This is a genomic window from Roseateles sp. Mitsp63 (assembly GCF_059491535.1).
The window spans coordinates 5,064,768-5,084,013 of sequence record NZ_CP168509.1 but is presented as its reverse complement, the minus strand read 5'-3'; the positions used below and the strand labels follow the sequence as shown (position 1 = coordinate 5,084,013).

The following is a 19,246-nucleotide window of genomic DNA, read 5'->3' as shown; positions in this document are numbered from 1 at the left end:
GAATTCATTCCATCGCAGCAACGCAACCGCCCAGGAGCCCAGAAATGAACAGCGACCAGATCCTTGCCGAGATCCGCGAAGCCAACCTGTCGTACCTGATGCTGGCGCAGAGCCTGATCCGCGCCGACCGCGAGCAGGCGCTGTACCGCCTGGGCATCTCCGAGGAAACCGCGACGCTGCTCAACACGCTGAGCCCCGCGCAGATGATGAAGATGGCCTCGGGCAACACGCTGCTGTGCCGCTTCCGCATGGACGACGACCTGGTGTGGGGCCTGCTGACCTCGCACGGCAAGCCGGCCGCCAACGACAGCGTCTCCCGCCTGCACGCCTCCATCCTGATGGCCGGCCGCCACCAGGAAGCCGCCTGATCCAGGCGCCCAGGCAAAGCGATTGCCGCCCGAGACCGTCCGACACCCCCGGAGCCCCCCATGCGCACCAAGTCCATCCTGACCGAAGCCAAGCAGATCGAGCGCGCCGTGACGCTGATCAAGCTCGGGGCGCGCCTGCAGGTGCTGGAGTCGGAGACCGACCTGAGCTACGAGCGTCTGCTGCGCCTGTACAAGGAAGTCTCGGGCAAGTCGCCCAGCAAGGGCCAACTGCCGTTCTCCACCGACTGGTTCATGACCTGGCAGCCCAACATCCACGCCAGCCTTTTCCTGAACATCCACGAGTACCTGAACAAGGTGGCGGAGATGGACGAGATCGATGTCGTCATCAAGGCGTACCAGCTGTACCAGGAACAGACCGCGGCGCAGAACCTGGAGCAACTGCTGTCGGTGACCCGGGCCTGGCGCCTGGTGAAGTTCGTCGACAACGGCATGCTGACGATGACCAAGTGCAGCAAGTGCGGCGGTCATTTCGTCACCCATCCGCATGAGGTCGCCAAGCATTACGTCTGCGGTCTGTGCAACCCGCCGGCGCGTGCCGGCAAGGGCAAGGCCGCCGGCGGCATCCAGATGCACTGAGCGCATGCCGTCGCGCTGGCGCACCTGCCTCGTCGTCATCGCCCGCGACGAGGCGGCGACGATCACGAGGCTGCTGGACAGCGTCCGCCCCTTCGTGGACGAGCTGCTGGTGATGGACACCGGCTCCAGCGATGACACCGTCCGCCTGGCCGAAGCCGCGGGCGCGCGTGTCGCTCATTTCCAGTGGATCGACGATTTCTCCGCGGCCCGCAATGCGGCGCTCGACGCGGCCGGGGCGGACTGGCACCTGGTGCTCGATGCCGATGAATGGCTGATCGGGGAGGGCGGTGCGGCGGCGCTGACGGCGCTTCGGACCACGGCGCCCGATTTCGTCGGCACCATCGCGCTGGAAGACCACTTCGACGGCGGCACGGCGCGCTCGCGCCTGAGCCGCGTGCTCCCGGGGCGCGTCCGCTACGCGGGCCGGATCCATGAACAGCCGGTCCATGAACTCCCGGTCCGGCCGCTGGATATCCATGTCGCGCACGACGGCTATCTGCCTGAACGGCTTCACGTGAAGCAGGGGCGCAACGAACAACTGTTGCGTGCCGCCCTCGAGCAGGATCCGGACAACCCTTATCTCTGGTATCAGCTCGGCAAGGATTGCTCGGTCTACGACCGCTTCGCCGATGCAGAAGACGCCTTCGCGACTGCCGCCGAGCGCTTGACCGCGATGCCCCTGCCGCCGCCATGGTGGTACGACCTCGTGGCCCGCCGGCTCTTCGGCCTGAAATCGCTCAAGCGCCATGCCGAGGGCATGGTCTTCGCCGAATCGCAATTGCAGCAATGCGGGGATTCGCCGGACTTCTTCTTCGCGCTGGGCGACCTGCTGCTCGACTGGGCGGCCGATGAGCCCGCCCAGGCGCCGCTCCTGCTCCCGATGATCGAGGACGCCTGGACGCGTTGTCTCGAGATCGGCGAGCGCCCCGACCAGCCCGGCGCGGTCGCGGGACGCGGCAGCCATCTCGCGCGGCACAACCTCGCGCTGCTCGCCTCGATCGTTCAAAAAGGACAGCCGCGATAGCGCTGATCCGGCAGCTTGTAGGAATTCATCTGACAAATGCGTCGGCGCGCTCCCTAACCTTTACATGGAAGCGACCTGATATTGGCTTCTTGTCGCGGTCTCTACAGTTCGTCTCACGCTGAAACAAAACGAAGTCAGCACCCAACACCCCAGGAGCCGAACGATGAACGCCGACCAAATCCTCGCCGAGATCCGCGAAGCCAACCTGTCGTACCTGATGCTGGCGCAGAGCCTGATCCGCGCCGACCGCGAGCAGGCGCTGTACCGCCTGGGCATCTCCGAGGAAACCGCGACGCTGCTCACCACGCTGAGCGCCGCGCAGATGCTGAAGATCGCTTCGGGCAACACGCTGCTGTGCCGCTTCCGCATGGACGACGACCTGGTGTGGGGCCTGCTGACCTCGCACGGCAAGCCGGCCGCCAACGACAGCGTGTCCCGCCTGCATGCGTCCATCCTGATGGCCGGCCGCCATCAGGAAGCCGCCTGAGGTAGAACGACGAACCGACGACGCCCACTGCCGGAGACCTGACATGCGCACCAAGTCCATCCTGACCGAAGCCAAGCAGATCGAGCGCGCCGTGACGCTCATCCACCTGGGCGCGCGCCTGCAGGTGCTGGAATCGGAAACGGACCTGAGCTACGAGCGCCTGCTGCGCCTGTACAAGGAAGTCTCGGGCAAGTCGCCCAGCAAGGGCCAGCTGCCGTTCTCGACCGACTGGTTCATGACCTGGCAGCCCAACATCCACGCCAGCCTGTTCCTGAACATCCACGAGTACCTGAACAAGGTGGCGGAGATGGACGAGATCGATGTCGTCATCAAGGCCTACCAGCTGTACCAGGAGCAGACCGCGGCGCAGAACCTGGAGCAGCTGCTGTCGGTGACCCGGGCCTGGCGCCTGGTGAAGTTCGTCGACAACGGCATGCTGACGATGACCAAGTGCAGCAAGTGCGGTGGTCATTTCGTCACCCATCCGCATGAGGTCGCCAAGCATTACGTCTGCGGCCTGTGCAACCCGCCGGCGCGCGCCGGCAAGGGCAAGGCCGCCGGCGGCATCCAGATGCATTGAGGCCGCCCTCCATGGCCGCCCGACTTCCCCACGCCGCCCCCGGACGGACCCCGTCCGCGCTGCGCTGGCCGGCGCTGGCGCTGCTGAGCTGGGCCGCCTGCTTCGCGGTCTGGCGCCTGTTCGGGCCCGACTGGCCGGCGGCCATCGTCGCCTCGGGCCTGGGACTGATCCTCGCCGGGCTGCACCGGCAGGCCTGGCGGCGGCTGATCGTCGCCTCGGGCTTTCCGCTCGCGCTGCTGTTCACCGGCACCGACCTGCCGGCCTGGATCTGGCTGATCCCGCTGGCCGTGCTGGCGCTGGCCTATCCGCGCCGCGGCTGGAGCGACGCACCGCTGTTCCCGACTCCCCACGGCGCGCTGCGCGCGCTCCCCGAGCGTGTGAAGCTGCACGCCGGCGCCCGCGTGCTGGACGCCGGCTGCGGGCTGGGCGACGGATTGGTGGCCCTTCGCCGCGCTTATCCGGCGGTCCGCCTCGCCGGCATTGAATACAGTGGCGTCCTGTGGCTGCTGGCCCGCCTGCGCTGCCCCTGGGGCGAGATCGCCCGGGGCGACCTGTGGGCCCAGTCGTGGCGCGACACGGACCTGGTCTACCTCTTCCAGCGGCCCGAATCGATGCCGCGCGCGCTCGACAAGGCGCGTGCCGAGATGCGGCCGGACAGCTGGCTGGCGAGCCTGGATTTCCCGCTGCCGGGGCAAGCCCCCTTCGCGCAGCTGGACACCGGCACCCGCCACCAGCTGTACGTGTACCGGGTGAGCGAGCTCCAGGCCTGAGGCCGGGTTCAAACGGCTCAAGCGCGCCGGGCGCCGGTCGATAAGGGATGGGATGGCCGGGACCGCGAGCGGACGCGGCGGCAACTTCAAGACGGAACGACCTTCATGTTTGTCATCATCGGTTGGGTGCTCGCGCTGGCCTGCATCTTTGGCGTCTTCATCGCGCACGGCGGCAATATCGGCGTCGTGCTGCATGCGCTGCCCTTCGAGATGACCACCATCTTCGGCGCGGCGATCGGCGGCATGCTGGCCACCAACCCGCCCAAGGTCATGAAGGCCACCATGAAGGGCCTGGGCGACTGCTTCAAGGGCAGCAAGTACACCAAGGCCCGCTACATGGAGCTGCTGGCGCTGCTCTACGACATCCTGCAGAAGGCCCGCAAGGAAGGCCTGATGTCGATCGAAAAGGATGTCGAGGATCCGCACAGCTCGCCGCTGTTCCAGAAATACCCCACGGTGGGCAATGACCACCATGTGGCCGAATTCATCACCGACTATCTTCGGATGATGGTCTCCGGCAACCTCAACGCGCACGAGATCGAGTCCCTGATGGACGCCGAGATCGACACCCACCACCACGAGGCCTTCCTCGCCGTGATCGCGCTGCAGCGCCTGGCGGGCGGCCTGCCGGCCTTCGGCATCGTGGCGGCGGTGCTGGGCGTGGTGAACACCATGGGCTCGGTCGGCCAGCCGCCGGCGGTGCTGGGCGGGATGATCGGCTCGGCGCTGGTGGGCACCTTCCTGGGCATCCTGCTGGCCTATGCCTTCGCCGAGCCGCTGGCCGGCGCGCTCGAGGCCAAGGTCGACGAGGCCGGCAAGGAACTGCAATGCATCAAGACCACGCTGCTGGCCTCGATGCAGGGTTACGCGCCGCAGGTGGCGATCGAGTTCGGTCGCAAGGTGCTGTACTCGACCGAGCGCCCGACCTTCGCCGAGCTCGAAGGCCACGTGAAGAAGAAGTGAACGGGGTGATTCGACATGGCCGGTGACGCCAAGAAACTCCAGCCCATCATCATCAAGCGCGTCAAGAAGGGCGGCCATGCCGCCCATGGCGGCGCGTGGAAGATCGCGTACGCGGACTTCGTGACGGCGATGATGGCCTTCTTCCTGCTGATGTGGCTGCTGGGCTCCACGACCGAGGGCGACAAGAAGGGCATCGCGGACTATTTCGCCTCGCCGCTGAAGGTGGCGATGTTCGGCGGCTCGGGTTCGGGCGATGCCTCGCACATCATCAAGGGCGGCGGCCAGGACCTGACGCGCCAGACCGGTCAGGTCAAGGCCGGCGACGTCGAATCCCCCCGCAAGACCATCAACCTGAAGGCCCTCAAGGAAGAGCAGCGCCGCGCCGAGCGGGTGCGCCTGCAGCAATTGAAGGACAAGGTCGAGAAAATCATTGCCGACAACCCGCGAATTGCGGCATTAGGTGGGCAAATCCGACTCGACATGACCCGCGAGGGCTTGCGTATCCAAATCGTGGACGAGAATAATCGCCCGATGTTTGACAGCGGCAGCGCGGTGGTGAAGCCGTATATGCGCGAGTTGCTGCAGGAACTCGGCAACGTGCTGTCCGAGGTGCCCAACCGGCTGACGCTGGAAGGCCATACGGACGCACAGCCGTTTTCTGCGGGCGAGCGTGGATACAGCAACTGGGAACTGTCGGCGGACCGGGCCAATGCCTCGCGGCGCGAGCTGGTGGCGGGTGGTTTGCCGGATGCCCGGGTCCTTCGCGTGCAGGGTCTGGCGTCGAGCAAACTGCTCGACACGAAAGACCCCAAAGCCCAGGTCAATCGCCGCATCAGCATCATCGTGATGAATCGCGATGCCGAGGACGCGGTGCTGAAGAACCTGCCCGACGAGGATGAGGATGCTTCAGACCCCGCGGCCCTTGCGCCGCGGGCCTCAAGTGCCCCGTCCGCGGGCCGATAACGTCCAGAATCGAATAAAGCCCTCCAGTCCCCTCAGAGGAACGCCATGAGCACTGACATGAAATTCTTGATCGTCGACGACTTCTCGACCATGCGCCGGATCGTGCGCGGTCTGCTGAAGGAGATCGGCTACAACAACGCCGAAGAGGCGGAAGATGGCGTCGAGGCCCTCAGCATGCTGAAACAGGCGAAATACGATTTCGTCGTCAGCGACATCAACATGCCGAACATGAACGGGTTCGAGCTGCTGAAGGCCATCAAGGAGGACGCGACGCTGAAGCACCTGCCGGTGCTGATGGTGACGGCCGAGGCCCGCAAGGAGGACATCGTCCTGGCGGCGCAGAGCGGTGCGGCGGGCTACATCGTCAAGCCGTTCACCAAGGCCACGCTGGAAGAAAAGGTCCAGAAGATCATGCAGAAGCTGGCCGCTGCGGCCTGACGCGGGGAGTCCACCATGCAGATGGAAGAGCTGGCCAAACTGACCTCGCAGACCAACGAGCCGCTGACGGTCTCGCCCGAGGTGTTCCAACAGATCGGCACGATCACGCGCGTGCTGCACGACACGATGCAGCAGCTGGGCGTGATGCCCAAGCTGCAGGTCGCCACCGACGGCCTGCCCGACGCGCGCAGCCGCCTGACCTACATCGCCAACAAGACCGCCGACGCCGCCAACAAGGTGCTGAACTCGGTCGACCAGGCCAAGGCCGAGCACGCCAAGATCACCGGGGCCGCCAACGCGATGGCCCAGGCGATCACCGCGGACCCGGTGCGGGCCGTGGCCTCGGGCGCGGTGCTGAACTTCGTGAAGGAGGTCGAGTCCTCGACGTCCAAGATCGACACCCACCTGACCGACATCATGCTGTCGCAGGACTTCCATGACTTGACCGGCCAGGTCGTCGCCAAGGTGGTGACGCTGGCCAACGATCTGGAGGATTCGCTGGTGAAGCTGCTGGTCTCGGTGGTGCCGCCGGAGCAGCGCGAAAAGGTCGATCCGAGCATCCTGCAAGGCCCGGTCGTGAATCCGGAAGGCCGCGCCGACGTGGTGGCCAACCAGTCGGAAGTGGACGACCTGCTGGCCTCGCTGGGCTTCTGATCCGGAAACCCCGGCTGATCCCGAGAAACCCGCGCCAGGCGCGGGTTTCTGCTTTCTGGGGAATTTCAAGGCCCGGTTTGAGAAGGGGTTTTCTCGGGAGAGAAGACCGGCCGATTTCCGGTCCTTATCGGGCGAAAGCCCGAGCCTTCCCGGCCGAACAATGGCGGCGCCACGGTATCAGGCCGTGGCCCCCACATGGCCGATCAAGACGCACAAGACCGCAACTTACCCGCCTCGCAGAAAAAGATCGAAAGATCGCGCAAGGAGGGTCAACTACCTCGCTCCCGGGATCTGCCGCATTTCGCGGTGATGGCCACGGGCGGCGCCTTGTTCGCGACCGCGACGCCGTACGCCGTCGACTCCCTGCAGCGCATGGTGGAAGGCGCCTTGCGTTTCGACGCCGAACAGCTGCGCGCCGCCGGGATGATGACCGAGCGCCTGTCCACGCTGACCTGGCAGGGCTTCATGCTGGGCCTGCCGGCGTTGCTGATTCTCGCGATCGCCGCGATCGCGGCCCACATCGCCTCGGGCGGCTGGAACTTCACGATGAAGCCGCTGACCCCGAAGTTCACGCACCTGAACCCCATCAACGGCTTCGGCCGGCTGTTCCAGTGGCAGAACCTGACCACCGCGCTGAAGGCGGTGCTGCTGTCGCTGGTGCTGGGCGTGGTGGGCGCGATGGCGCTGAAGGACCGCATCGCCGGCTTCGTCGGGATCATGTCGGTGCCGCTGCCGTCGGCGCTGGCCTTCGCCGGCAAGCAGCTGATGGGCGGCCTGGCGCTGCTGGGCCTGTGCCTGGCGCTGTTCGCCGTGATCGACGTGCCGCTGCAGCGCCACCTGTACCTGAAGCGCCTGAAAATGTCCCGCGAGGAAGCCAAGAACGAACTCAAGGAAGCCGAAGGCAACCTCGAGATGAAGCACAAGATGCGCGCCAAGGCCCGGGAACTGGTCAAGCGCCGCATGCTGGCCGCAGTGCCCAAGGCCGACCTGGTCGTGATGAACCCAACCCACTACGCCGTCGCCATCGCCTACGACGAGGGCAAGATGGGCGCCCCGCGCGTGGTGGCCAAGGGCCTGGACCTGCTGGCGTTCAAGATCCGCGACATCGCCAAGGACAACAAGGTGCCAGTGCTGCAGGCGCCAGCGCTGGCCCGTGCCCTGTACGCCCACGCCGAACTCGACCGCGAGATCCCCGGCGCGCTGTTCGGCGCAGTGGCGCAGGTGCTGGCCTACGTGTACCAGCTCAAGGCAGCGCTCAAGGGCCAGGGCATGGCACCCAGCGCAGCACCGAACCCGGCCGTGCCGGACGAGCTCGATCCGCACAAGAAGCCGGGGTGGACGCCGCCGGTGGAGGAGGCGGACGACGTCTTCCCTGGCGGTAACCCGGCTTGATCGCCTGGCAGGGACCGAGCCGGCGGCGGACGGGACGGTGCCCCCTTTCCGCTCAGACGCCTGCGCCCGCTCGGCATTCGCTTCAAGGGGGCACCGTCCCGCCTGCCGCTCCATCAATGGCGGCATTCGGGGGGGGAAAGACCTGCTTATCCGGGTAAAGGAAGGGCGGGCGCGGGCGAACAATGGCGGGGCTCGATGGTCTCGTCGAGCAACCCGTTGAAACCAGGCAGAAGGCAACCCCGATGAACGAGCTGATGGCCCGTTTGCAGAACCTCCTCGGACCCCGCGCCGCCATCGTGCAGGCACTCGGGGCACCGATCGCCATCATCATCATCCTGTCGATGATGGTGCTGCCGCTGCCAGCCTTCGCCCTGGACCTGTTCTTCACCTTCAACATCGCCATGTCCATCATGGTGATGCTGGTGGCGTCGCAGATGGTCAAACCGCTGGACTTCGCGGCCTTCCCGACCGTCCTGCTGATCACCACGCTGCTGCGCCTGTCGCTGAACGTGGCCTCCACCCGCGTGGTGCTGCTGGAAGGCCACACCGGCGCCGCCGCCGCCGGCAAGGTCATCGAATCCTTCGGCCACTTCCTGATCGGCGGCAACTTCGCCGTCGGCCTGATCGTGTTCGCGATCCTGGTGGTCATCAACTTCATCGTGGTGACCAAGGGCGCCGAGCGCATCGCCGAGGTCGGCGCCCGCTTCACCCTGGACGCGATGCCCGGCAAGCAGATGGCGATCGACGCCGACCTGTCCGCCGGCCTGATCGACGAGAAGGAAGCCAAGCGCCGCCGCGCCGAGCTCGGCGACGAAGCCGACTTCTTCGGCTCCATGGACGGCGCCTCCAAGTTCGTGCGCGGCGACGCGGTCGCCGGCATCCTGATCCTGTTCATCAACATCATCGGCGGCTTCGTCATCGGCGTGGCCCAGCACGGGCTGTCCGCCGGCCAGGCCGCCGACAGCTACATCCTGCTGGCCGTCGGCGACGCGCTGGTGGCCCAGATCCCGGCGCTGCTGATCTCCGTCTCTTCCGCCCTGGTGGTGTCGCGCGTGGGCAAGGACAAGGACGTCGGCCAGATGATCGGCTCGCAGGTGTTCGGCTCGACCAAGGCCGTCGCCATCACCGCCGGCGTGGTCTTCATCCTGGGCATGATCCCGGGCATGCCGCACCTGGTGTTCCTGATGATCGCCGGCGCGATGGGCTACCTGGCCTACTGGCTGCGCACCAAGGAGCAGGCGAAGAAGGCCGCCGAATCGAAGAAGCCGGCCGCGCCCGTGCCCGGCGCGCCCAACCCGGACGCCGAGGCCTCCTGGGACGACGTGCAGGCCGTGGACACGCTGGGCCTGGAAGTGGGCTACCGCCTGATCACGCTGGTGGACAAGTCGCGCGAAGGCGACCTGCTGAGCCGCATCAAGGGCGTGCGCCGCAAGTTCGCGCAGGACATCGGCTTCCTGCCGCCGTCGGTGCACATCCGCGACAACCTGGAGCTGCGCCCCAGCCAGTACCGCGTGACGCTGCGCGGCGCGGTGATCGGGGAGGCGGAGGCCTACCCGGGCATGTGGCTGGCGATCAACCCCGGGCATGCGACGCAGAAGCTGATCGGGACCCAGACGACGGATCCCGCCTTCGGACTCCCGGCGGTCTGGATCGAGGAGCGGCAGCGGGATATGGCGCAAATGGCGGGCTTTACCGTCGTTGATTGCGCGACCGTGGTGGCCACGCATCTCTCACACTTGCTGCAAGTTCACGCGGCCCGATTGTTGGGCCGGGTGGAAACCCAGCAGCTGGTGGATCACCTCACCAAGCAAGCGCCTCAGCTCATCGAAGACGTGATTCCGAAGATGGTCAATGTCGCCGCCCTGCAACGAGTCCTCCAGTTCCTGCTGGAAGAGGGCGTGCACATCCGCGACATGCGCTCCATCGTGGAAAGCCTGGCGGAGAACGCCACGCAGACCTCGGACCCGGCCGAACTGGCCCGTCGCATCCGCATCCACATCGCTCCGGCGATCGTGCAGCAGATCTACGGTCCGTCTCGCGAACTGGATGTCATCGCCCTCGATCCCGAGCTGGAGCGGCTGGTCACGCAGGCCCTGCATTCGCCTCACGGCGCGGCGCTGGATCCTGGGGTGGCCGACACGCTTGCGCGGAGTGCCGCCCAGACCGCCCAGTCCCAAGAGGATCGCGGTTTGCCCGCCTGCCTGCTGGTTCCGGACCTGATCCGCGCGCCCCTGGCCCGACTGCTCAAGCGCGCTGCGCCGCGGCTGAAGGTGCTGGGACACAGCGAGATTCCTGAAACGCACACGATCCGCATCGGCTCCATCATCGGAGGCACGGCATGAACGTCAAACGCTTTACCGCCCGCAGTTCCCGCGAAGCCATGGCCCTGGTCCGCCAGGCCTTTGGAGACGACGCGGTCGTGCTCTCGAACAAGCCGTGCCCGGAAGGGGTGGAAGTGCTCGCGATGGCGCCGGAAGGCATGTCGCAGATCGAGCGCGTCGCCGCCCAGGCGCCGCGGGCCGCGCAGGCCCAGCGCCCGCAGCCGGCCGCCCAGCCGCAGCGCCAGGAGGCGCAGCCGCGCCAGGCGCTCAAGCAGCGTCTGGCAGGGACGCCGCAGCCGCATCAGCAGCGGGCGGAGCCGGGGTTCGGCGGCGCGAACGCCGGCTCGAATATCGGCTCGAACGTCGGCTCCATTGGCGACGACGTGAACGCGATGGCGATGAGCACGCTGTCCTTCCAGGATTACGTGCGCGAGCGCATGCTCAAGCGCCGCGCGGCCGAGATGAGCGGCCAGCCCGACCCGCTGATGGACGAGCCGGCGCAGCCGGCGTTCTCGGCCTCGCAGATGGAATCGGTGGCGTCGATGGCGGCGCAGCGCGACCAGCGCGCGCGTGCCGCGATGCAGACCCTGGGCGCGCGCCGCGTCGACGAGCGCGCCCATGAACCACCGGCGCCTGCGCCGCGCGTTGTGCCGCCGGTGCTGCGCGACGAGATCCGCATGCAGCAGCCGGTGCAGGACCTGGGCGGCATCGGTGGCGGCTTTGGCGGCATGGGTGCCCATCCGCTGAACGACATGCCGTCGTCGCGCCGCGAGCAGGAGATGATGACCGAGCTGCGCGCGATGAAGGGCATGATCGAAGAGCGTTTCGGCGCGCTGGCCTTCATGGAGAAGCTGCAGCGCCAGCCGGCGAAGGCGCGGCTGACGCAGAAGCTGCTGGACGCCGGGTTCTCGCCGGCGCTGGTGCGCAAGCTGGTCGAGGGCCTGCCGGCCCAGATGACCGAGGAATCGGAATCCCACGCGTGGGCGGCCAACGTGCTGTCGCGCAACGTGCAGACCGCGGAGCAGATGGCGCCGCTGGAAGACCAGGGGGGCGTGTTCGCGATGATCGGCTCGACGGGCGTGGGCAAGACCACGACGACGGCCAAGATCGCGGCGGCCTTCGCGACCAAGTACGGCGCGAGCCAGCTGGGCCTGATCACGCTGGATGCCTACCGGATCGGCGCTCACGAGCAGCTGCGCGCGTACGGCCGCATCCTGGGCGTGCCGGTGCACACGGCGCATGACCGTGCGTCGCTGGAGGATCTGCTGGATCTGCTGTCGGCCAAGAAGATGGTGCTGATCGACACGGCCGGCACGGCCCAGCGCGACAGCCGCACCGCGGAGCTGCTGGAGATGCTGGCTCACAAGAGCATCAAGCGCATCCTGGTGGTGAACGCGGCGCAGCAGGGCGAGACGATCGAGGACGTGGTCGGCGCATGGCGCGGCGCGCAAGCGCAGGGCGTGATCCTGTCCAAGCTGGACGAGGCGGTGAAGCTGGCGCCGGCGCTGGACACGGTGATCCGCCACAAGCTGCGGGTGCTGGGCGTGACCAACGGCCAGCGCGTGCCGGAAGACTGGCACCGCCTGTCGTCGCAGGCGCTGGTGCAGCGCGCGCTGCGCAGCCACGGGCAGTCGGCGTGGCGGATGGATTCGTCGGACGTCAACCTGATCTTCACGGCCGGCTCGGTCGGCGCTTCGGGCAGCGCGGCGTCGCCGATGGGGCTGAACTGAACAGCCGGCGCTTACCCCCACCCGCAAGTGGGCGAGGGGGTAAGAGCCGGACGTCGCAGTAAACCCCCTCGCCCCAGCGGGGAGAGGGAGGGGAGAGGGGGCTCGTGCCACAGCGCTGCTGCCCTTCGAAGCACCCCCCTCTCCCCTTCCCTCTCCCCCCTCGCGGGGGGCGAGGGAGTTCTTGCGCAAGGCAAGCGCGGGCCGCTCCGATTTGCCAAATCCCTGCTGAAGTTCTAGAAAAGGGGAAGGGCTCGGGCTCTTCCCTTTCGTCGTTGGCGAGCGCGTTCGCGCTGTATTCATTGAGCTGACGCCGCGATGAACGAGAACCCGAGGTCGCGGGGCCTGGTGACGAGAGCAGGGGACCGGATGAGAAAAGCGGGGTGTTTCCCCCTTTCAATTCCGCGTCGAAGGGGGGCCCCCGGGGCGAAACTTCCGGTAACGGCTCCGGTATTGCGGGTTCTTCCGATGGAGGAAAACGCATCCGGGGCGGATAACGAAAGACGACACAGAGCAGCCCAATGCGCGACTTCAGCAATGCTCCCAAGGATCAGGCCGATGGCCTGCGGCGCTTGTTCGCGACGGCGCGTGTGCGCGTGGTGCCGGTGGTGAGCAATCCGCATGTGATGGGCAGCGGCGCGCTGCTTGAAGGCATGTGCGCGGCGTTCAGCGAGCTGGGCCTGCACACACTGGTGGTGGACGCCGGCGAGCAGGCCTGCGCGCCCTCCGATCTCGCGGCGGTGGACCTCGCGGCCTGCGTGGAGCCGCTGTCCGCCAAGGTCTCCTTCCTGGCCGCGCGCGGCCTGCCGCTGCGCTACATCAACGCCAACGGCTCGGCCGCGCAATTCCTCGAAGCCGTCGCCGATGCCGCCCCCTTCGCCGACGTGGTGCTGCTGCACGCGAGCGCCGCCGAGCTCAGCCGCGTGCTGGTCTCGCGCGAGGTGCGGCCGGTGCTGCTGGCCGACACCGACGTGCAGAGCGTGACCTGCGCCTACGCCGGCATGAAATGGTTGACGCAGCGGGCGGGCCTGATGGTCTACAGCCTGCTGCTGGCCTGCAACCCGCAGCTGCGGCTGGCGGAGCGGATCGCGCAGCAGCTCTCGAGCTGCGGCGATGGCTTCCTCGGCGCGGTGCTGCGGGAGTGGGCCTGCCTGGATCCTCGCCAGCCGGTGAGCGCGCCGCTGACGCATGAGATGCGTCACATGGCGCGTGAATTGCTGCTGGCCTCGGTGCCTGGCGCCGCGCTGGACAGCGCCGCCGAGGCGATGCCGCTGCGTCCGCGGCCGATGTGGCAGCCCAAGGCCGGCCGCGCCCCGCAAGGCGTGACCCTGGCGGCGCATTGACGCGGATGGGAGACGAGACGATGTACACCGCCAAGGGACAACTCGACAACAACTCGCTGATCCGCCAGTACAGCCCGCTGGTGCGCCGGCTGGCGCATCAGATGATCGCGAAGCTGCCGGCCAACGTGGAACTGGACGACCTGATCCAGGTCGGCCTGATCGGCCTGACGGATGCGCTGTCGCGCTTCGACACGGCGCAGGGCGTGCAGTTCGAGACCTTCGCGACGCAGCGCATCCGCGGCGCGATGCTGGACGAGCTGCGCGGCAGCGACTGGATGAGCCGCGGCAACCGGCGGCAGCAGCGCTCGATCGAGAGCGCGGTGCACAAGCTGGAGCAGAAGCTGGGCCGTCCGCCGCAGGAGTCGGAGATCGCGGCGGAGATGGGCATCGCGCTGGCCGAGTACCAGGAGATGCTGGGCCGGGTGCGCGGGACGCAGCTGGTGTACCTGGAGGACATTTCCGGGGGCGACGACAGCGACGACTACCTGGACCGGCATGTCGGCGACGAGTCGGCGGATCCGATGTCGATGCTGCGGGACCACCGCATGCGCGAGGCGCTGGTGGAGGCGATCAAGAACCTGCCGGAGCGCGAGGGTTACGTCATGTCCATGTACTACGAACATGACATGAACCTGAAAGAGATCGCCGCGGTGCTGAAGGTGACGGAATCGCGGGTGTGCCAACTGCACAGTCAAGCGATTGCACGGTTGCGCGTGAAGCTGCGCGACTGGTAAAAGGGCCCGAGACGGCCGCTGTCCCTGGTGGTCGGAGAACCATGAGGGGAGCGGCTGATGTGGGACTCATGGCGCAGGCGCGCCGGGAAGGTGGCGCCTGGGGCGCCGGTGGGGCAGGCCGAGGGCGGTCTGCGTGAACCGGCGATGCCGGGCAGGACGGAGACGGTGGTCCGGGAGCTCTCGGGTGGCGTCTCGAAACTGGGCCGCGACGCGGCCGAAGTGCGCGGCCTGCTGGAGGACACGCAGAAGGTCGTGACCTCGCAGGCGCAGGCGATGCAGGCGCTGGGCGGCGAGCTCGAGCATGTCCGGCACGCGCAGGACGCGATCAATCAATCGACGAACCAGACCCGCGAGGCGGTGGATCGCGCGCGCTCGGCGCTGGCCGGGGTGGGCGATGAGGTTGGCGGGATCGTGTCGACGCTGCGGCAGGTGAGCGACGCGGCGTCGGAGATCACGAAGATCGCGCTGCAGACGCGGCTGGTGGCGTTCAACGCCTCGGTGGAAGCCAAGCGCGCGGGCGAGGCCGGACGGGGATTCGGCGTCGTAGCCGATGCGGTGAAGGACCTGGCGGCGCAGGTGGAGGCGTCGTCCAAGGCCATCATGGGCACGGTGGGGACGCTGGACACGCGGATCGAGAGCTTCAGCCGCGAGCTGCGGGCCGATGGCTCGGGCGGCGCGGGGCAGAGCAAGATCCACCAGGCGTTCTCGGACGTGGAGGTCGATGTCGACCTGATCGCGAAGTCTGCCCGGGAGAGCCAGACGACGACGCAGCAGCTGGCGGAGCGGTCGGGGGAACTGGGGACCGAGATCCAGCAGGCGATGCGCAAGCTGGAGGCGGCGTTCGCGTGCAGTGACCGTTTCCTGCGGCTGAGCGAGCAGATGATCGAGCAGATCGCCGCGAGCGGCGTGGAGGTCGAGGACTCGCCGTACATCCAGGCGGTGCAGGCGGCGGCGGGGGAGATCTCGGGGCTGCTGGAGCGCGCGGTGCGGGAGAAGCGGATCGATCTGCCGTCGCTGTTCGACGAGCACTACCAGCCGATCGCGGGGACGGATCCGCAGCAATTCACGACGAGATTCACGCAGATCGCGGACCAGCTGTTCCCGCAGGTTCAGGAGCGGGTGCTGTCGTTTTCGGACAAGGTGGTGTTCTGCATCGCGGTGGACCGCAACGGGTATGTCGCGACGCACAACAAGCGCTACTGCCAGCCGCAGCGGCAGGGCGACACGGCGTGGAACACGGCGAACAGCCGGTATCGGCGGATCTTCAATGACCGGACCGGGCTGGCGTCGGCGCGGAATCAGCGGCCATTCCTGCTGCAAACCTATCGCCGCGACATGGGCGGCGGGAATTTCGTGCTGCTCAAGGAGGCATCCGCCCCAGTCACGGTTGCCGGGAGGCATTGGGGCGGGGTGAGGTTGGCGTTTGGGTTCTGAGCGTTGAGCCAACTCACACGGGTGGCTCGCCTGATGAATTGAAGCGATCTGGACTCCGGCTCCTAACTGCAAAGGTGGGGCCGGGTTCCGGATTCTCTTGACTTGCGAGCACCTCATTCAAGAGATCAATTCTGATCCCGCGCTGGAATTGACTTGTTTGGAGGGCGAAATGCCCGGATTCAAGTCATGACGTCGATTCGCGGTCTGGCTAGACTGAAAACCTCAATTAGCGAATCGATAGCGCTGCTATCAATGTCCGGCGAAACGCAGGACTGATTGAGTTGCACGGCATTTACGGCACGGATCCCCGTGCCGGACGAGCCGGCACGCGTCTCCGTGCCTATATTGAAGGTAATTGAGTTGTCTGGACAGCCCTCGGATCAGATTGAATTTCAGTTGGATCCGGGGGCTTGCCGCATCACCAAGCTGCCAGATCGAGGCGCAGAAGAGTTTTTTACTCGACGAAACGACGCGCCCGGGCCATGGGTGGATTACGAAGGCAAGGCGGAAACCTATGATCGGATGCGCTTCAAACTGGAGCGTCAAAAGGTCATTGCCTGCGACAAGCGGCTTCATGCCGTTTTTGGGAGGGCAGCATGAAGATGGCTGCCACGCCACTTTTTGAGCGCCTGCGGAAGCGAACGCCCTTTTCCAAGTATGAATTGGAACTCTTGATCGTCACTGCGTGTGCTCGTTATAAGACCCATCACATCGCCAAGCGGCACGGCCGTGGAACCAGGGAAATCGCCCAGCCGCGGAGTGAGGTGAAGTACCTCCAACGGCTTGTGGTGGACCTTGAGATGAATCACCTTCATATCCATCCTGCCGCTACCGCGTATCGGCAAGGGTATTCCATCGTGGACCATGCTCGGCCCCACGCGGAAGGACGGTATCTCTTGAAGATGGATTTCAAGGACTTCTTCCCGTATCGGCATCGGGGCGATCGCGCATCGGCTCTGTGCGGAGACAGAATACTCAGAGGTCGAGCGTTGGATCCTCGGGAGGATTCTGACGAAGTTCGACTCGGGAAGCGGCCGATTCCATCTTGCAATCGGCGCACCCAGTTCTCCGTTGGTTTCAAATTTCGTGCTTCATGAATTTGACGCCGCAATCAGTGAATTCTGTTCCGGGATCGGCGTTCGATACACCCGATATGCAGATGATTTGGCCTTTTCGACAATGGAGCGCGATGTGTTGCGAGGGGTCGAAGGGCAAGTGAAAAGGGAATTGAGCCGTTTATCGTATCTCGGGCTGACGGTCAATGAGGAGAAGACGGTGCATGTTTCAAAAAGGCACCGGCGATCACTGGTCGGGCTGACGTTGACGAACGAAGGGGAGGCTTCCGTGGGGCGGCGCATGAAGCGTGAATTCCGGCTACTTCTGCATAAGGCGTCGACCGGCCTTCTCCCCGCGGAAAAGTACGCCACATTGCGTGGGCGCCTCGCATTCGCGCATGCCATTGATGGCGATGCGGTCCGAGTTCTCTTGCGGCGCTACGGTTTTAATAATATCAACGAGGTTCAACCAACGGATTCAAGTGGGGGCAACTAGAGACTTCGGTGGGTTCGATCAAGTTTGCTAGAGGTCTGAGTAATTTTCAGTTTGGGGCTCGAGGGCAATAATTTGTCTCAGGTGCTCAAAACACTCAGCGCGACGTGTCACCGTCTGGTGACCTCTCATTGCTCCGTTCTTCGGGCGAGATGGACTTCTCCGTGAGGAAGGTCGCACGTTCGCGTTGCGTGTTTTGACATCTCGCCCACCCTCCGCATTGGATGCTTTGGATGGGTATCCCTCAACTGCTGTTAATTGAAGGAACCTGATCATGTTGACCGAGAAGTTCATGGACACCGTTGCAAAGGAAGGCTTCGCCATCTCCGAGCAACTCGCCAACGAGAAGCACGAAATCGAGTGGCAAAAGCGCGAGGCGGGCGATACCACTCCGCGCGTTCCCCTCCTGGAGCGCAAGCCTCTCGAAACCTCCAGCGACTGGACTCTTGAGGTCCTTCGCGCTGCCGCCGGAAACCCCTATCGCTATGAATCGCCCCGGCCCGGCCGCGGCCATGCGCGGCCGCTCGTCCTCAGCCGCTCGACTTCGGTCGGCGAAGCGATAGCCAACGTCCGAAATCGTCTGACCTATATCACTGCGCTGGTGCAGGAGTTTGATGTTCCGATGGAGGTCCGCCTCGGCCCCAACAGCCACTTCCGGGATGTGGTTGTCGACCTGATTCACGAGGCAACCAGCTTCTTCTCGGTGATCGAGATCGCCGCCGTCCAGGAGAACAACTTCCAGCTCCGCAGCAGCGCGCAGCCGGCGTAATGGCAGCGCGCAGACCCTTCCTCATATCGAAGAGCCATCACCGTCCCAAGCGACGACGAATCCGGCCGCTAAAAGAAAACGAGTGCCCACGCGGGGAGCGTGAGGCACTCGTTTCGTTTTGGAGTGTGAATAGGTCATTTTGGATAGCAGGCATCAATCTGAAGATTGACAAAGTGCTGCTATCAACTGGCTCCAATTTCCGTGGCGCTTCCGCCGCATGCCTTGACGGTCAGCAAGACCTTATATGGCGTCGTATTCAAGCACTACTGATTTCACTGAGCTCAACACTTTGATTTGTAATTGAGCGAAGCCGACGCCCGGCGTACGATTCTCCACAGAACAGGTCAATCACCTCCGGTGAATGGAGCTCTTCAAGGAAGTGGACGATGGAATTCGTTGATTCAGTCAAGGCGGTACTGCACTTTCTGCTGCCCGGGATAGCGTTTGCCATCTCGTATTGGACCGTCTGGCCCGTTGCGCGCGGTTCTGGCGACTACATCGCCACACTGTCATACTTTGTCCTGCTCATGCAAGCGTTCGGTGACATCGCTGCGGAGATCAGTCGGCTCTTCTCGAACTCCAATTGGGTGTTCGGAGCTTATGGGGCAGACTGCAAGATGGTGGCCTTGTGTGGCTGCGGCTTGGTGATTGGGATCTGGGTGGGGCGGTTTTGCAAGGGCAGGACAGATTTGGGGTATGACTATTACCCTTGGTTTCTTGAGTTCCGTTGAGCTGGAGCGGCTGTCATGGAAATGATGTTCAAGAAATTGTTTTTCTACTTGCTGCCGGGAATCATGGCCGCCGGCCCATATTGGGTCCTCTGGCCCATTCGCCGCCGGTTGATCGACGTGATCGCGGCAGTTGCCGGTTCGGCAATGTGCGTTCAGGGCCTCGCACGTATTGCATCCTCGTTTTGCGAGTCGTTTCTAGGTGGGACGATGATGTTTGGTCAGTGGGGAGAAGTCGCGTCGGTCGGGACGCTCAGCGTGATGGGAATAGCTCTCGGGGCGCTGCTGGGCCGCCACTGCGATCGGTGTGGCCCAAGCTATTTCCCGTTCAGGCCACTCCCATTCCGCTGAGCTATGAGTACTCGAGTTCCGCTGAGTCGCATAGCGCCGTCGATCGAGAATTTTT

At 65.3% G+C, this 19,246-nt stretch carries 21 protein-coding genes; all 21 read left to right on the top strand.

Annotated elements, in window-relative coordinates:
- The first annotated feature begins 44 nt into the window (after window positions 1-44).
- Window positions 45-368 (top strand): flagellar transcriptional regulator FlhD, encoded by a 324-nt coding sequence (gene flhD / locus ACEN96_RS22040; protein WP_091722388.1) that lies wholly within the window; start codon window positions 45-47, stop codon window positions 366-368.
- A gap of 60 nt (window positions 369-428) precedes the next feature.
- A complete protein-coding gene (gene flhC / locus ACEN96_RS22035) occupies window positions 429-965 on the top strand; it encodes a flagellar transcriptional regulator FlhC (RefSeq protein ID WP_091722393.1) in 537 nt (178 codons plus the stop codon).
- Window positions 874-1,989 (top strand): glycosyltransferase, encoded by a 1,116-nt coding sequence (locus ACEN96_RS22030; protein ID WP_495585173.1) that lies wholly within the window; start codon window positions 874-876, stop codon window positions 1,987-1,989. Before flhC (ACEN96_RS22035) ends, ACEN96_RS22030 begins: the two co-directional genes overlap by 92 nt.
- A 163-nt stretch (window positions 1,990-2,152) precedes the next feature.
- Window positions 2,153-2,476: a flagellar transcriptional regulator FlhD gene (flhD, locus tag ACEN96_RS22025; RefSeq protein WP_377161327.1), complete on the top strand. Its 324-nt coding sequence runs from the start codon at window positions 2,153-2,155 to the stop codon at window positions 2,474-2,476.
- 43 nt (window positions 2,477-2,519) lie between these two features.
- Window positions 2,520-3,056 carry a flagellar transcriptional regulator FlhC gene (gene flhC, locus ACEN96_RS22020; RefSeq protein ID WP_091722407.1) on the top strand — a complete coding sequence of 179 codons (537 nt, stop codon included), beginning with the start codon at window positions 2,520-2,522 and terminating at the stop codon, window positions 3,054-3,056.
- 11 nt (window positions 3,057-3,067) lie between these two features.
- Entirely contained in the window at window positions 3,068-3,826 is a 759-nt protein-coding gene (locus tag ACEN96_RS22015; protein WP_495585172.1) for a class I SAM-dependent methyltransferase, read from the top strand.
- 105 nt (window positions 3,827-3,931) lie between these two features.
- The gene (gene motA / locus ACEN96_RS22010; RefSeq protein ID WP_343639252.1) at window positions 3,932-4,789 is read left to right on the top strand and encodes a flagellar motor stator protein MotA; all 858 of its coding nucleotides are present in this window, start codon (window positions 3,932-3,934) and stop codon (window positions 4,787-4,789) included.
- A gap of 15 nt (window positions 4,790-4,804) precedes the next feature.
- Window positions 4,805-5,752, top strand: a complete 948-nt coding sequence (gene motB, locus ACEN96_RS22005; RefSeq protein ID WP_495585171.1) for a flagellar motor protein MotB — start codon at window positions 4,805-4,807, stop codon at window positions 5,750-5,752.
- Between the two features lie 45 nt (window positions 5,753-5,797).
- Complete coding sequence (gene cheY / locus ACEN96_RS22000) at window positions 5,798-6,190, top strand: chemotaxis response regulator CheY (protein WP_092947725.1); 393 nt, start codon at window positions 5,798-5,800, stop codon at window positions 6,188-6,190.
- A 15-nt stretch (window positions 6,191-6,205) separates the two neighbouring features.
- A complete protein-coding gene (locus ACEN96_RS21995; RefSeq protein ID WP_495585170.1) occupies window positions 6,206-6,844 on the top strand; it encodes a protein phosphatase CheZ in 639 nt (212 codons plus the stop codon).
- A gap of 195 nt (window positions 6,845-7,039) precedes the next feature.
- Complete coding sequence (locus ACEN96_RS21990; protein ID WP_495585169.1) at window positions 7,040-8,236, top strand: EscU/YscU/HrcU family type III secretion system export apparatus switch protein; 1,197 nt, start codon at window positions 7,040-7,042, stop codon at window positions 8,234-8,236.
- Window positions 8,237-8,478: 242 nt separating this feature from the next.
- Window positions 8,479-10,578, top strand: coding sequence for a flagellar biosynthesis protein FlhA (flhA, locus tag ACEN96_RS21985; protein ID WP_495585168.1), 2,100 nt, complete (start codon window positions 8,479-8,481; stop codon window positions 10,576-10,578).
- Window positions 10,575-12,287: a flagellar biosynthesis GTPase FlhF gene (flhF, locus tag ACEN96_RS21980; protein WP_495585167.1), complete on the top strand. Its 1,713-nt coding sequence runs from the start codon at window positions 10,575-10,577 to the stop codon at window positions 12,285-12,287. The genes flhA and flhF overlap by 4 nt, the downstream gene beginning before the upstream one ends.
- 518 nt (window positions 12,288-12,805) lie before the next feature.
- Window positions 12,806-13,627 (top strand): MinD/ParA family ATP-binding protein, encoded by an 822-nt coding sequence (locus ACEN96_RS21975; RefSeq protein WP_495585166.1) that lies wholly within the window; start codon window positions 12,806-12,808, stop codon window positions 13,625-13,627.
- A 20-nt stretch (window positions 13,628-13,647) separates the two neighbouring features.
- Window positions 13,648-14,361: an RNA polymerase sigma factor FliA gene (locus tag ACEN96_RS21970; RefSeq protein ID WP_495585165.1), complete on the top strand. Its 714-nt coding sequence runs from the start codon at window positions 13,648-13,650 to the stop codon at window positions 14,359-14,361.
- A 57-nt stretch (window positions 14,362-14,418) separates the two neighbouring features.
- A complete protein-coding gene (locus tag ACEN96_RS21965) occupies window positions 14,419-15,795 on the top strand; it encodes a methyl-accepting chemotaxis protein (RefSeq protein WP_495585164.1) in 1,377 nt (458 codons plus the stop codon).
- Between the two features lie 309 nt (window positions 15,796-16,104).
- Complete coding sequence (locus ACEN96_RS21960; RefSeq protein ID WP_495585163.1) at window positions 16,105-16,395, top strand: hypothetical protein; 291 nt, start codon at window positions 16,105-16,107, stop codon at window positions 16,393-16,395.
- 306 nt (window positions 16,396-16,701) lie between these two features.
- Window positions 16,702-17,346, top strand: coding sequence for a reverse transcriptase domain-containing protein (locus ACEN96_RS21955; protein ID WP_495588659.1), 645 nt, complete (start codon window positions 16,702-16,704; stop codon window positions 17,344-17,346).
- Window positions 17,347-17,617: 271 nt separating this feature from the next.
- The gene (locus ACEN96_RS21950) at window positions 17,618-18,112 is read left to right on the top strand and encodes a hypothetical protein (RefSeq protein ID WP_495585162.1); all 495 of its coding nucleotides are present in this window, start codon (window positions 17,618-17,620) and stop codon (window positions 18,110-18,112) included.
- 386 nt (window positions 18,113-18,498) lie between these two features.
- Window positions 18,499-18,843: a hypothetical protein gene (locus ACEN96_RS21945; protein ID WP_495585161.1), complete on the top strand. Its 345-nt coding sequence runs from the start codon at window positions 18,499-18,501 to the stop codon at window positions 18,841-18,843.
- A 15-nt stretch (window positions 18,844-18,858) separates the two neighbouring features.
- Window positions 18,859-19,191 (top strand): hypothetical protein, encoded by a 333-nt coding sequence (locus tag ACEN96_RS21940; protein WP_495585160.1) that lies wholly within the window; start codon window positions 18,859-18,861, stop codon window positions 19,189-19,191.
- The last annotated feature ends 55 nt before the right edge of the window (window positions 19,192-19,246 follow it).

What these genes read in the sequence shown, in the direction of transcription:
- flhD (WP_091722388.1), top strand. Translation starts at nt 45, where the DNA reads ATGAACAGCGACCAGATCCTTGCCGAGATCCGCGAAGCCAACCTGTCG.
- flhC (WP_091722393.1), top strand. Translation starts at nt 429, where the DNA reads ATGCGCACCAAGTCCATCCTGACCGAAGCCAAGCAGATCGAGCGCGCC.
- ACEN96_RS22030 (WP_495585173.1), top strand. Translation starts at nt 874, where the DNA reads ATGAGGTCGCCAAGCATTACGTCTGCGGTCTGTGCAACCCGCCGGCGC.
- flhD (WP_377161327.1), top strand. Translation starts at nt 2,153, where the DNA reads ATGAACGCCGACCAAATCCTCGCCGAGATCCGCGAAGCCAACCTGTCG.
- flhC (WP_091722407.1), top strand. Translation starts at nt 2,520, where the DNA reads ATGCGCACCAAGTCCATCCTGACCGAAGCCAAGCAGATCGAGCGCGCC.
- ACEN96_RS22015 (WP_495585172.1), top strand. Translation starts at nt 3,068, where the DNA reads ATGGCCGCCCGACTTCCCCACGCCGCCCCCGGACGGACCCCGTCCGCG.
- motA (WP_343639252.1), top strand. Translation starts at nt 3,932, where the DNA reads ATGTTTGTCATCATCGGTTGGGTGCTCGCGCTGGCCTGCATCTTTGGC.
- motB (WP_495585171.1), top strand. Translation starts at nt 4,805, where the DNA reads ATGGCCGGTGACGCCAAGAAACTCCAGCCCATCATCATCAAGCGCGTC.
- cheY (WP_092947725.1), top strand. Translation starts at nt 5,798, where the DNA reads ATGAGCACTGACATGAAATTCTTGATCGTCGACGACTTCTCGACCATG.
- ACEN96_RS21995 (WP_495585170.1), top strand. Translation starts at nt 6,206, where the DNA reads ATGCAGATGGAAGAGCTGGCCAAACTGACCTCGCAGACCAACGAGCCG.
- ACEN96_RS21990 (WP_495585169.1), top strand. Translation starts at nt 7,040, where the DNA reads ATGGCCGATCAAGACGCACAAGACCGCAACTTACCCGCCTCGCAGAAA.
- flhA (WP_495585168.1), top strand. Translation starts at nt 8,479, where the DNA reads ATGAACGAGCTGATGGCCCGTTTGCAGAACCTCCTCGGACCCCGCGCC.
- flhF (WP_495585167.1), top strand. Translation starts at nt 10,575, where the DNA reads ATGAACGTCAAACGCTTTACCGCCCGCAGTTCCCGCGAAGCCATGGCC.
- ACEN96_RS21975 (WP_495585166.1), top strand. Translation starts at nt 12,806, where the DNA reads ATGCGCGACTTCAGCAATGCTCCCAAGGATCAGGCCGATGGCCTGCGG.
- ACEN96_RS21970 (WP_495585165.1), top strand. Translation starts at nt 13,648, where the DNA reads ATGTACACCGCCAAGGGACAACTCGACAACAACTCGCTGATCCGCCAG.
- ACEN96_RS21965 (WP_495585164.1), top strand. Translation starts at nt 14,419, where the DNA reads ATGTGGGACTCATGGCGCAGGCGCGCCGGGAAGGTGGCGCCTGGGGCG.
- ACEN96_RS21950 (WP_495585162.1), top strand. Translation starts at nt 17,618, where the DNA reads ATGTTGACCGAGAAGTTCATGGACACCGTTGCAAAGGAAGGCTTCGCC.
- ACEN96_RS21945 (WP_495585161.1), top strand. Translation starts at nt 18,499, where the DNA reads ATGGAATTCGTTGATTCAGTCAAGGCGGTACTGCACTTTCTGCTGCCC.
- ACEN96_RS21940 (WP_495585160.1), top strand. Translation starts at nt 18,859, where the DNA reads ATGGAAATGATGTTCAAGAAATTGTTTTTCTACTTGCTGCCGGGAATC.